Here is an 11,280-nt window from a genome sequence, read left to right as displayed (position 1 = left end):
GGCCCGGCGCCCCTATTCGGGGCGCCGGGCCGCCGGCGGGCCTCAGCTGCGCGCGGCAAGTGCCTCGCGCCATGCCGGGCTGTCGACGTAGTGGTTGTCGAACCGCTCCGAGGAGTCCTTGATCTCCTGCGGGTCGGCCTCGCCGCGCATCACCCGGCCGAGGAGGCGCAGGTAGTCGAAGCGGCCGGCGCCCGGGGTGAAGACGAACAGGACGTCGGCTGTCCTGCCGGGAGCCGCGGCGAAGGCGTGCGGGGTGTGCGGCGGCACGACGAGGAGGTCGCCCGCCTCCAGGACGGTGATCTCCTCGCCCACCAGTACCTGGAGCGCCCCGTCGATCACGAAGAACATCTCGGACGCTTTGGTGTGCAGGTGGGCGGGCGCTCCGACCGCGCCTTCGGCGAACGTCGACCGGTAGCTGGTGAGCCGCCCACCGGTGTGGCCGGAGTCAGCGAGCAGTGTCATGACGCTGCTGGGGTCCCGCGTCGTCTCGGCGTCGGCCGCGCGGGTGAGGAGCGGGGTGAAGCCCGCGGTCTGGGTCTGCTCGGTCTCATTCGTCTTCGTCGTCATGACTACGACTTTAGGAGGCCAACCGACCAGCAGAAGGGTGCATTTGAGGGTCGAAGGCTTGGGTCAATCTGCTCAACTCGCCATGCCATCCACGCCTCCTCGAAGGTGAGCCGCGGACGGAGGCGAGCGACGGGAACCCAGCCGCGGATCAGACCATGCTGAAGAACACTGCGGTGCCCAAGAAGGAGGGGCAGGCCGGTCCGGAACAATGCGTCCGGAGAAGTTTGTCGCGACACCCCGCATGTTCTGGGGGCGGGTTAAAGGAGGAGGTTAAATGCCTGGGTGAGCACCTTGCTAGTGTCCGGTGTGGAGGTAGTGGCATATGGCATCGGAGGAAGAGCTGTTCGCGTCGGTCGACGCGCTGTTGGAGGCGGAGCCACAGCTCCCGCATCCAGCGGAACGCGCCCGGCTGCGTGAGGCCGCCGGAATCACCCAGGCCCGCCTCGCGACCGCGCTGAAAACCACAACCCAGTCGGTCAAGAACTGGGAGAACGGCCGCAGCGAGCCGAAGTCCCCCCGCCTGGAGGCGTATCAGCGACTGCTGAACGGCTGGGCTGCAAAACACCCCGTACACGGCACGCCCGCGACCGCACCCGCCTCGCCGCCCGCGCCCCGACCGGAGCCGGCTTCGAAGACGTACCCGGCTCCCGCTCCCGAGACGCCCGAGACGGAAGCCACCGCGCCGGCGAAGGCGCCTGTCGCCCCGGCCCCCCTCAAGCGCCCGGACTCCCGCCGTGCGATGTCCTCCCGACCTTCGCACGCGACGAATGCGGCCGAGCCCGCCGCCGACCCGCGCTTCCCGCACGGCCCGCTCGCCGTCCTGGACAGCGACGGCTCCGCCTACGGGAGCGCAGGCCTCGTGCTCCACTGCCCCGCCACCACCATCCCGGAGCTGGTGGAGTGGACGCTCAAGGAGTCGGGGCTCGGCGCCGCAAAACTGCACCGCAACGGCAAGGACGCCGACCCGCTGATCGTGCTCACCGCCGCCGCCGCGGTGAAATTCGGCCTTCCCGAACACCTGGAGGGCCACGAGCAGCGCCGCTCCCTGCGCCTGCCCGCCGACCATCCAGTGGTCAAGCAGGTGACGAAGGCGAAATGGAGTCTCACCCAGCGAGGCTTCGGCCCCTGGGCCCGCATCTACCGACCCGCCCAGGCGGGCCAGCGGCAGTGCGTGCAACTGGCGATCCTCTCCTGGGATGCGCTGGACGCGCGTTCCTGGCCGGGAGTCGCCGAGATGGAACCGGCCGACATTGCCCGCGTGCTGGGCACCTACGCGCTGCGTGTCCTCACACCGCGCGGCAGCACGGCCGTGTCCGGGCTGGAACTGATGACCGCGCTGCGCCCGCCCACCCGAGCCGTTCAGGATCACGCGACCGGCAACTGGGTCCCCGGCCACAACCCCGGCAGCCTGGGCACCGAGCCGGTCGACCCGGCGCCGCCAGAGGCCACCGGCGAACACCCCGTGGTCGTGAACTCCGGCTGGACCGGCGGCTTCCTGGACGAGGAGGCATATCAGTGGGTGCGTGACGTCGACCTGCTCACCGGCGAGGAGGCGACGCTGCCGTACGCGGTCGGCCTGGACCTGAACACCGCGTTCCTCGCGGCCGCGGCCCGCCTGACAGTGGGCCTGTCCGGCCCCGAACACCTCGTGAGCCCGCCCTTCAACCCGAAGGTTCCCGGCAGCTGGTTCGTGGACCTGTCCCACATCGAGGTGGACCCGCGCCTCCCGTCGCCGTTCACGCCGTCCGGGATCCGGCCTCAGGGTCCGGCCTGGTACCAGACCCATACCGTCGCCTACGCCCAGGAACTCGGCTACAACGTCGCTCCGATCGAGGCATACCTGCGCAGGGAGACGGGCGCCTACCTGGACCCCTGGCACGACCGGCTCAAGACCGCCTACGTCGACACCCTCGCCGACCTCGGCGTCACCAAAGACCTCACCGACCACGAGTTCCTCTCGGCGATGGAGCGGCACAAGCAGGCCGACCCGGCCATGGCCGCGGTCCTCGCGGCGATCAAGGCCACCATCAAGGGTGGCGTCGGCAAGCTCCGCGAGCGCCCGCAAGGGCGCCACTACCAGCAGGGCGAACGGTGGCCGGCGCTGGAGCGCCCGACCTGGCGCCCCGACATCCGTGCCGCGGTCATCTCCAAAGCACGGGTCAACATGCACCGCAAAATGGCCAACATGGCCAAGATGACAGGCCTTTACCCGCTGGCGGTACTGTCCGACTGCGTCGTCTACCCCACCCCCGGCCGCAGCCCGCTGGACTTCCTGCCCTACAGCGCCTCCGGCAAGCCCCAGCCCGGCGGCTTCCGCCTCGGCCCCACCCCCGGCCTGGCGAAACTCGAGGGCGTCCAGGACCTGGCCTGGGCGGTCGACCTGATGGAACAAGGCCTCAACCCCGCCCGCCACATCAAGGGCGGCGACGCCGTCCTGGACGACGGAGAGTAGCGCCGTGGGAGAGATCGACGAGGCGATCGAACGCGCCGACCGGGAAGCGTTCACCCGCGAACCGCCCAAGACCCTTCCGGCCCGCATCAACTACCTGCTCAAACAGCTGGGCACCGCAAAGGCCGTCGCAGCCGAACTGGGCGTCACCGCCGACTCGGTGAACCGCTACCGGCGCGGAGCCAGGAAGAACCCGCCCAAGGACATCGCCGCCAAGATCGACACCGCGGTGCGATCCCGCTGGCAGCCGCAGGTCCGCAGACGCCGGCGGAAGCAAGCCGCTGCCACGGGCGGCATCACCGTGGAGACACGAGCCCGCTTCGGCTACACCGCCCCCATCGGCACCACCGACGACGGCCGCTTCCGCCGCCTCACGGTCCACCTTCCCGCGGCATACGCACAGCGCCTGTTCGACGCCCGCGACGCCGGCGCCGGCGACCAGGAGATGCGCCGGATCATCGCCGAAGGATTCAAGGACATCTACTTCCAGGACGGCGGAAGCCGCGCCATGGGGATTTCGGATGTGGCCATCAACGACATCGACTACCTGGACCTGGACTTCTGAGCAGACGGAGTGAACGCCGGTCGCTCGACTGTCTCGAATCGGAGCACCATGGTTGTCGCACAGGCGCGCCTGCTGTCACAAAGATCGCCGAGCGTAGGGTGCTCGGGTGTTCAACCGGCTTGAGGTCAGTGTGTTGCCACCGGGACCCCGATGGGCTGCGCAGTTGCAGTTCCGAATCGACGGCGAGGAAGTGGTGGCAGAGGCGGTCGGAGAGGGAGGCCGCGGCCCGTTTGCGGAGGACGTGCTGCCCGGCGGCGGTCGCGATCCCCTCTGGGCGACCAGCGAGGGGCGACGCGTCGTGCTGGGCGAACCTGAGTGCACGGGCGGATGCTGTGGCTATCTGTCGGTGTTCGTGCAGCGTCATGGCGGGATCGTGGAGTGGTCCGACTGGGAGGTGCCCGTTGACAAGGTGCGGCCCCCGGCGTTCTCTTTCGACGCCGATCAGTACGACGCCGAACTGACCCGAGCAGTGACATACCGACGGTGGCAGGCGCAGAGGAGTGATTGACGCGCCTCCTGACCTGTCCCCGGGGCGCGTGGCCGTCAAGCTGTGTGAACGTTGCCTGATGCGGCACTAAGATCCTGGCATGGCCCTGACCTTCAGTGACGTGGACCGGTTCGAGGCGGCCAGGCCGCGCCTGGAGGCCATCGCCTACCGCATGCTCGGCTCGGCGAGCGAGGCGGAGGACGCCGTGCAGGAGACGTATCTGCGCTGGCAGGCCGCCGATGTCGGGCGCATCGAGGTGCCCGAGGCCTGGCTGACCAAGGCGCTCACCAACCTGTGCCTCAACCAGCTCACGTCGGCCCGTGCGCGCCGCGAGACCTACGTCGGCCAGTGGCTGCCCGAACCGTTGCTCGAAGGGGACCCGATGCTGGGCCCGGCGGAGACGGCCGAGCAGCGCGAGTCGGTGTCGTACGCCGTGATGGTCCTTCTGGAGCGGCTCTCGCCCAACGAGCGTGCGGTGTACGTGCTGCGCGAGGCATTCGCGTACTCCCACCGGGAGATCGCCGAGATCCTGGACCTCAGTGAGGCGGCCAGCCAGCAGATCTTCCATCGCGCGAAGAAGCATGTGGCGCAGGGCGGGACGCGGGCGGCTTCCGACGTAACTGCCGCCAGCGGGGCCGCTTTTGGTGGTGCTTCGGGCGGCGCGAGGGTCGAGATCGACGAGGCGGTCGCGCGCCGGATCGTCGAGGAGTTCCTCGCTGCGGCGACCAGCGGTGAGACCCAGCCGCTGATCGAACTGCTCACCTCGGACGCCATCGCGGTCGGCGACGGCGGCGGGAAGGTGCCGGCCCGGGCCAGTGCCTTCGAGGGCGCACGCGCGGTGGCGAAGTTCCTGCGCGGGCTGTTCAAGCCGGCCCAGGCCAAGCGGAATCTGGTCGGCGGTTCGCCCGACCTCTACGCCGCCACGGCCAACGGCGGCCCCGCGGTCGTCGCGGTGGTCGACGGGCGGGTCTTCGGCATCATGTGCCTGGAGCGGACGCAGGAGGGCATCGTCGCGGTCCGCAGCCAGGTCAACCCGGACAAGCTGGAGCGCGCGACACAGCGCTGGGCGGCGGGCGATTTCGGACCTCCGGTCCTGACCGAAGCCCTCTGACCCGTCGTGTGACGCAGGTCACTCTCGTCTCCTGTCAGGAATCGGCGGGCTGCCCGGTTCAAGGGGCGTGACCGGGCCACAAGGCTCCGGACCCGCGCAGACAGGAGCAGGAAAATGCAGCACCGGATCATCGTCCTCGGCGCCGGCTACTCCGGAGCGATCGCGGCAGGCCGGCTCGCCAAGCGGCTGCGCCGTGAGGACGTCGTCATCACCCTTGTCAACGCCGAACCCGACTTCGTCGAGCGGGTCCGGATGCACCAGCTGGCCGTGGGCCAGGAGCTCAAGCCGCGCCCGCTGAGCGACATGTTCGCGGGCACGGGCGTCGAGCTGAAGCTCGCGAAGGTCACATCGATCGACGTGGACAGCAAGACGGTCGCGGTGCAGAGCGCCGAGAGCACGGAGGAACTGGCCTACGACACACTCGTCTACGCCCTCGGCAGCAGCGGTAACGACAACGGCGTCCCGGGAGTTGACCAGCACGCCCACCAGATCGCGAGCCGCCCCGGCGCGCTCCGGCTGCGCGAGCGCCTGAGCCGTCTCGCCGAGGGCGAGACGGTCCTCGTCGTGGGCGGCGGCCTGACCGGCCTGGAGTTCGCGACGGAGGTGGCCGAGGCCCGCCCGGACCTCGACATCACACTCGCCACGCGCGCCGAACTGGGCGACTGGCTCTCCCCGAAGGGCCGCGCGCATCTGCGCAAGGTCATCGGCAGGCTCGGCATCACGGTGCACGAGAACGCCTCGGTGACCGCTGTCGCGGCGGACCGGGTCACGACCGCGGACGGCCGGACCCTCCCGGCTGCCGTCACTGTCTGGACCACGGGCTTCGCGGTCCACCCGCTGGCCGCGGCCACCAGCCTCGAACTCGCGGACACCGGCCGCATCGTGGTCGACGCGACGATGCGCTCCGTCTCGCACCCGGACGTGTACGCGATCGGCGACGCCGGCCACGCACTGGGCGCAGGCGACAAGCCACTGCGCATGTCCTGCGCCTCGGGCACCCCCATGGCCTGGCAGGCCGCCGACTCCATCGCCGCCCGCCTGACCGACGGCAAGCTGCCGAATGCCCCGCTGCGCTACTTCAACCAGTGCATCTCCCTCGGCCGCACGCAGGGCCTGATCCAGTTCGTCACCGCCGACGACCGCTCCGTGGACCGCGCCCTGACCGGCCGCTTCGCGGCCCGCTACAAGGAGTTGGTCTGCAAGGGCGCGGCCTGGGGCGTCGCCAACCCGACACTGGGCATTCCGGTACGACGGCGGCGGGTGGCGGCCGACCGGGCCGCGTCACAGGGGGCGGCACGGGTCGCGGCGTGAAGCACCTGCCACCTTCCGCAGAGCCTTTCTCGACACCGAACCGGCTCGGGCCGAAGGCGAGTGGGGCACTGCCGATGGCCGACTGGCCGCTTTAGTTCTCCGGGGCGCCGAACCACTGGGCGGCGACCTTTGCGAACACGTCGCGATCGGAGGCGTGCTCACCCGCCCAGGCCACGACGCCGTCGGGTCGGATCAGTACGGCGGCCAGCCCCAGGTCGTTGCGCACCGGGCCGGACGCGTACCGGATGCGGCCTTCCCACCCCTGGGCGGCGCCCTGCAGCGCGCGGTCGGTGCTGAAGTCGAGCGCAACGCCCTGGCCCCGGTGCATCAGGTCACCGAGGCGGGTGCCGTCGTCGAAGCGGAAGTCCGGTGCGGCCCGGCCGATGAGCGGATGCCGGTGTCCCAGGTCGTAGCGGTGGAAGAGCCCCGATGTGGTGCGGTAGACATGGGTTGCTCCGTCGGGGGTGCTCATCAGGTCGCGGACCAGCTGCCGCAGCGCAGGGGCGTTGGGGCCCGGCTTCATGGCCGCCACCTGAGCTCGGGACCAGTCGAGCACCGATGCGCCGACGGGGTGGCGCTCGCTGGTGTAACTGTCGAGCAGGCCGTCCGGCGCGTGTCCGTGCACGGTGGCCGCGAGCTTCCAGCCGAGGTTCATGGCGTCGCCGATGCCGAGGTTGAGCCCCTGGCCGCCCAGCGGGGAGTGGATGTGCGCGGCGTCGCCGGCGAGCAGAACGCGGCCCCTGCGGTACGTCGGCGCCTGCATCGCGCGGTCGGTGAAGCTGGAGGCGAAATGGACCTCGTCCAGCGTCACATCGGTGCCGCAGACGCGGCGCAGGACCGTCTGGAGGTGGTCGCGGGTCAGCGGCTGCGAGCGGTCGAAGGTGCCGCCGTCGAAGTCCATCATGCCCAGGTGTCCTTCGAAGGGCGTGCGCAGGTACATGCCGTTCGGTGTCAGGTTGAACCCGAGAGGCAGCTGCTGCGGGTCGGTGAAGGTGACCTTGGCGACGTAGCCGGTGAACAGCGGCTCGGTGCCGACGAAGTCGAAGCCCGCGAGCTCGCGTACCGCGCTGCGCCCCCCGTCGCATCCCACCAGCCAGCGCGCCCGGTACTCCTGCCCGCCCGCGGTGGCGGCAACGCCCTCGTCGTCCTGGCTCACGGCCGTGACGGGAGCGCCCCGGACGATCTCCACACCGAGAGCGGCGGCCTGCTCGGCCAGCACCGTCGTCACCGTTTCCAGGCTCGTCATGAAGCCTTCCATCGCCGGACTGGGCAGCCGGAAGGGAAGGGCGGCTGCCTCGATGGTGGTCGCGTCGAGAGCCATGCCCGCGAAATGGCTCAGGTCACGAGGCGCGGGCGGCTCGACCGCTTCGGGGTCCGCGCCGACCTTCTCCGCGTTGACGCCGGAAGCCTTCGCCATCGCTTCCAAAAGGCCGCGGCGGTAGAACGTCTCGGCGGACCCTGCGGTCAGGCCCCGCAGCCCCAGCGGGAGCGCCTTCAGTGGCGAGGTGGGTTCCTGGTCCCGCTCGAGCACCAGGACGCGAGAGCCGGTCAGGGCGAGCTCGCCTGCCAGGAACAGGCCGACCGGGCCGGCGCCCGCGATCACTACGTCGTGCATCAGGAATTCCCTTCTGGAACGATCAGCGGCAGACCCGTGCGGATTCGGTCGGTCAGCGCAGGCTGGTGATGCCGTCGAGGACGACGGCGATGCCGGTGAGGAACTGTTCGCGGTCATCGTGCTCGCGCATCTGGCCGGCGATGGCGTGCATGAACGGATAGTCGTCGGGGTCGAGTTCCTGCCATGCCGTCGACGCTGCGTCGAGGAACTCTTCGCGGTCCGCGTCGGGCGTGACGCCTGAGGTGTCCCCGTCGATCCGGGCGTTTTGGCTGACGGCGCCAAGGATGTAGTGCACGAGCGTCGAGGCCGCGTCGAACCAGGCACCCTGCGGTACGCCCAGGGCGCCCACCTGCCGGCCGACCCTCTCGTAGATCCCCACCGTCACCGCCCCCATCGGGTTTCGGATGATCTGGAGGGTCAGGCGTGTCGCGAGCCACTGGTGGTCCGCGATCGCGTCGAAGAGCGCCAGTGCGACGACGCGGATCTCTTCCGCGGGCGTGGCCGAAGCCTGAGCGGGCTCGGCCGCCAGTGCCGCGGTGATGACGGTTTCCGTCGCCGTATCCAGCAGCTCGTCCCGGGTGCCCACGTGGTAGTAGATCGCCCCGGCCCCGGTCGCCAGGCGCTCGGTCAGCGCCCGGACGGTCAGCGCACCCTCGCCGCCCGCGTCCAGGAGCTCGACGGCGGTATCGATGATGTGGTCCCGGGAGAGCACCTGGTTGCGCCGCTGTGCCCGGCGCGCTCGTGTTGCCATGCCTCGATCGTGCCACACTTGGAACGCTGAACCAATTTGGAGCACTGAACCAAATGTGGGGCCGTCAGAACCACCCCGACCCGCCCGCCCCTTCCAACTGCTTTGCCGAGGGCTGACGTTCAGCACCAACTGGGGGACTGCCGAAGATCATCAACGGCATACAGGATGCGTGCCAAAGCCGGACCTGAGATCACTCAACGCAAGGAAGGGGCGACGGTGTGGCGCTGCGGGGCTCTGCCCGTGAAAAGGGGCTGAGGAGTGAAGTCGGCCGTGCTTTCATGGGCGTCATGGTGTCTGCTGAACGCTTGATTGCCTTCGCGGCTATGTCGTTTCTGCTGATAGTGATCCCCGGGCCCAGCGTGCTCTTCGTGATCGGGCGGGCGTTGGCGCAGGGGCGGCGTGCCGCCCTGACGACGGTCGTGGGGAACGCGTTGGGCGCTTATGTACTCATCGTGGCCGTGGCTCTCGGAATCGGAACGATCGTGGAGCGCTCCGCTCTTGTCTTCACGGTGCTGAAACTGACCGGTGCTGCCTATCTGGTGTATCTGGGTGTCAAGGCGTGGCGGCAACGTGGCTCGCTACAGGCCGCGTTCACGGCTGACAAAGCCCCACGGGGCGGCCTGCGGACGTTGGGGGAGGGGTTCGCCGTGGGTGTGGCCAACCCCAAGACCATGGTGTTCTTCGCCGCCGTACTGCCGCAGTTCGTCGACCGCGGCCAGGGACACGTCATGGTTCAGATGCTGCTGCTCGGGCTGGTCTTCAACATCATCGCAGTGGCCTCCGACAGTCTGTGGGGACTGATCGCGGCAACCGGACGGGACTGGTTTGCCCGCTCACCTCAGCGGCTCTCCCTGGTCGGAGGAGTCGGCGGGCTTACGATGATCGGCCTCGGCGTCACCGTTGCCGCGACGGGAAGCAAGGACTGACCCGGCATCCGCACCCTCCGCGGGGAGCGCACCACTCACCGTGAGCGCGTCCAAGAGCTCTGACAACGGCTGGCCGCACACGGCAGGATCCTGCGCCTGCAAAGGGTGATCCAGTCCTATCGCCCGACGTCGTGACAGCACTCGCTGGGCTGCAGAGCTTACGATCCTGAGCGCAATCCCAGAGCACTGTGTTCCACCACACCCGAGGGAAGATCACTCTTTCCCGAAGCTCGAGCAGTCAAGTCCACGAGACCGGCCCGGAGTTCGGCGGCGGGCTCACCAAGGATGATCGCGCTGATGATCAGCTCCAGCATCAGACAGTCGTACTCGTCCCCCACACGCCGATAGCGCTCGCGATCAGCCTCCACAACAGCAGAGGCGATCCTTCTTCCCCCACCAGTCATTGGGGCAAAGGACGCCTCGTAGACGCCGTGACCGGTCCAACTCCGGTGCATGAAAAGGACATCGTTTTCAACGAAGATGTTCCACTTCTCATCCATGTCCCGGGCTCGATATCCGCGCCGGATCCGGTCCCAGTCCTCGTCGGTCCAGACTCGATCCGGCAACAGAGGCAGCGGCCGGGGTGTGTTGATCGGAGGATGAACCCAGCCGCCTTCCCGACGCGTTCGCAGCGTGGTGAACAGCGACTTTGCGAGACGCCTTCGCCGATCCCAGATAGCCGGATCGACTTCCGGGAGGGGAATCGGGCGTCCCGAATCCGGCCCTCAGCGCCTCGGCTGTCCCGGGCGGCGACCTCCCGCTTCAGACGGACGGGGAGCCCCGAAGGTTCCGGACAGGGACCCAAACAGGGCCGCCCTGAAGGGCCGCGTTGACGAAGTGACGTCATCCGGTCGCGCCGGTCGGTCGGTTCTGGCGCCGTCGTGCGCTGCGCTTCTCCACGTACATCCGCTGGTCAGCGGATTTCAGCACCTCTTCGGCGGTCATCCCGCAGTGTGCCCAGCCGATGCCGAAGCTGGCGCCCACGCGCACCACCCGCCCCTCGACGCGGATCGGCGGAATGATGGCGTTGCGCAGCCGGGCCGCAAGGTCCTGGGCGTCCGCGGGGCCTAGCCCGTCGGCGAGTACCACGAACTCGTCGCTGCCGAGCCGGGCGACCGTGTCACCGTCCCGTACGCCGTTGGTGAGGCGCCTGGCGACCTCGATGAGGATGGTGTCGCCCGCGTTGTGCCCGAACCGGTCGTTGATCGACTTGAAGCCGTCGAGGTCGCAGAAGAGGACCGCGAGCCCCTTGACGCCATTGTCCGCGCCGGGTTCGTCGCTCGCGGGCGCGACCATGTGCACGTGGTGGTCGAAGGTGGGTGTGGTGTAGCCGGTTGGTGGGGGCGGGGCGGCGCCTTCGGATCCGGACCTGGCGACCTGTGGCCGCGAGCAGAGGCGGGCGGTGAGCCGGGAGCGCAGCTCGGCCGAGTTCGGCAGGCCGGTCAGGGAGTCGTGCGAGGCGCGGTGGGCGAGCTGCAGCTCGCGGCGCTTGCGCTCC

Annotated in this window: 11 protein-coding genes; 6 read left to right on the top strand and 5 right to left on the bottom strand. The window is 69.4% G+C overall.

Annotated features, from left to right (window positions below; all coding sequences use genetic code 11):
- Positions 1-42: 42 nt before the first annotated feature.
- Positions 43-567 carry a cupin domain-containing protein gene (locus tag ABZS97_RS41150; protein WP_356147895.1) on the bottom strand — a complete coding sequence of 175 codons (525 nt, stop codon included), beginning with the start codon at positions 565-567 and terminating at the stop codon, positions 43-45.
- Positions 568-889: 322 nt separating this feature from the next.
- Between ABZS97_RS41150 and ABZS97_RS41145 the strand changes: the two genes are divergently transcribed.
- From ABZS97_RS41145 to ABZS97_RS41125, 5 genes are all read left to right on the top strand, one after another.
- Entirely contained in the window at positions 890-3,019 is a 2,130-nt protein-coding gene (locus tag ABZS97_RS41145) for a helix-turn-helix domain-containing protein (RefSeq protein WP_356147891.1), read from the top strand.
- Positions 3,020-3,023: 4 nt separating this feature from the next.
- Complete coding sequence (locus ABZS97_RS41140; RefSeq protein ID WP_356147888.1) at positions 3,024-3,581, top strand: XRE family transcriptional regulator; 558 nt, start codon at positions 3,024-3,026, stop codon at positions 3,579-3,581.
- 106 nt (positions 3,582-3,687) lie between these two features.
- Entirely contained in the window at positions 3,688-4,089 is a 402-nt protein-coding gene (locus ABZS97_RS41135) for a hypothetical protein (RefSeq protein WP_356147885.1), read from the top strand.
- 79 nt (positions 4,090-4,168) lie between these two features.
- Positions 4,169-5,179, top strand: a complete 1,011-nt coding sequence (locus tag ABZS97_RS41130; protein ID WP_356147882.1) for a sigma-70 family RNA polymerase sigma factor — start codon at positions 4,169-4,171, stop codon at positions 5,177-5,179.
- 114 nt (positions 5,180-5,293) lie between these two features.
- Entirely contained in the window at positions 5,294-6,490 is a 1,197-nt protein-coding gene (locus ABZS97_RS41125) for an FAD-dependent oxidoreductase (protein ID WP_356147879.1), read from the top strand.
- Between the two features lie 91 nt (positions 6,491-6,581).
- Here the strand turns inward: ABZS97_RS41125 and ABZS97_RS41120 are convergent, their stop codons facing one another.
- Both ABZS97_RS41120 and ABZS97_RS41115 read right to left on the bottom strand, forming a co-directional pair.
- Positions 6,582-8,105: an FAD-dependent oxidoreductase gene (locus tag ABZS97_RS41120; protein ID WP_356147874.1), complete on the bottom strand. Its 1,524-nt coding sequence runs from the start codon at positions 8,103-8,105 to the stop codon at positions 6,582-6,584.
- A gap of 52 nt (positions 8,106-8,157) precedes the next feature.
- Positions 8,158-8,856: a helix-turn-helix domain-containing protein gene (locus tag ABZS97_RS41115; RefSeq protein ID WP_356147870.1), complete on the bottom strand. Its 699-nt coding sequence runs from the start codon at positions 8,854-8,856 to the stop codon at positions 8,158-8,160.
- 287 nt (positions 8,857-9,143) lie between these two features.
- Between ABZS97_RS41115 and ABZS97_RS41110 the strand changes: the two genes are divergently transcribed.
- Positions 9,144-9,782 (top strand): LysE family translocator, encoded by a 639-nt coding sequence (locus ABZS97_RS41110; RefSeq protein WP_356147898.1) that lies wholly within the window; start codon positions 9,144-9,146, stop codon positions 9,780-9,782.
- A 158-nt stretch (positions 9,783-9,940) separates the two neighbouring features.
- Here the strand turns inward: ABZS97_RS41110 and ABZS97_RS41105 are convergent, their stop codons facing one another.
- Complete coding sequence (locus tag ABZS97_RS41105) at positions 9,941-10,282, bottom strand: hypothetical protein (RefSeq protein ID WP_356147867.1); 342 nt, start codon at positions 10,280-10,282, stop codon at positions 9,941-9,943.
- 343 nt (positions 10,283-10,625) lie between these two features.
- Positions 10,626-11,280: GGDEF domain-containing protein (locus ABZS97_RS41100; RefSeq protein ID WP_356147864.1), on the bottom strand; the 655-nt coding region annotated here is incomplete at its 5' end.

Origin of the sequence: Streptomyces sp. NPDC005485 (assembly GCF_040606085.1) — a bacterium.
GTDB lineage: Bacteria > Actinomycetota > Actinomycetes > Streptomycetales > Streptomycetaceae > Streptomyces.
This window is presented reverse-complemented; position numbering and strand designations above follow the sequence as displayed.

Bases quoted from the DNA above. Each gene is read 5' to 3' on its own strand.
- ABZS97_RS41150 (WP_356147895.1), bottom strand. From the start codon at position 567: ATGACGACGAAGACGAATGAGACCGAGCAGACCCAGACCGCGGGCTTC.
- ABZS97_RS41145 (WP_356147891.1), top strand. From the start codon at position 890: ATGGCATCGGAGGAAGAGCTGTTCGCGTCGGTCGACGCGCTGTTGGAG.
- ABZS97_RS41130 (WP_356147882.1), top strand. From the start codon at position 4,169: ATGGCCCTGACCTTCAGTGACGTGGACCGGTTCGAGGCGGCCAGGCCG.
- ABZS97_RS41125 (WP_356147879.1), top strand. From the start codon at position 5,294: ATGCAGCACCGGATCATCGTCCTCGGCGCCGGCTACTCCGGAGCGATC.
- ABZS97_RS41120 (WP_356147874.1), bottom strand. From the start codon at position 8,105: ATGCACGACGTAGTGATCGCGGGCGCCGGCCCGGTCGGCCTGTTCCTG.
- ABZS97_RS41115 (WP_356147870.1), bottom strand. From the start codon at position 8,856: ATGGCAACACGAGCGCGCCGGGCACAGCGGCGCAACCAGGTGCTCTCC.
- ABZS97_RS41110 (WP_356147898.1), top strand. From the start codon at position 9,144: ATGGTGTCTGCTGAACGCTTGATTGCCTTCGCGGCTATGTCGTTTCTG.
- ABZS97_RS41105 (WP_356147867.1), bottom strand. From the start codon at position 10,282: ATGGATGAGAAGTGGAACATCTTCGTTGAAAACGATGTCCTTTTCATG.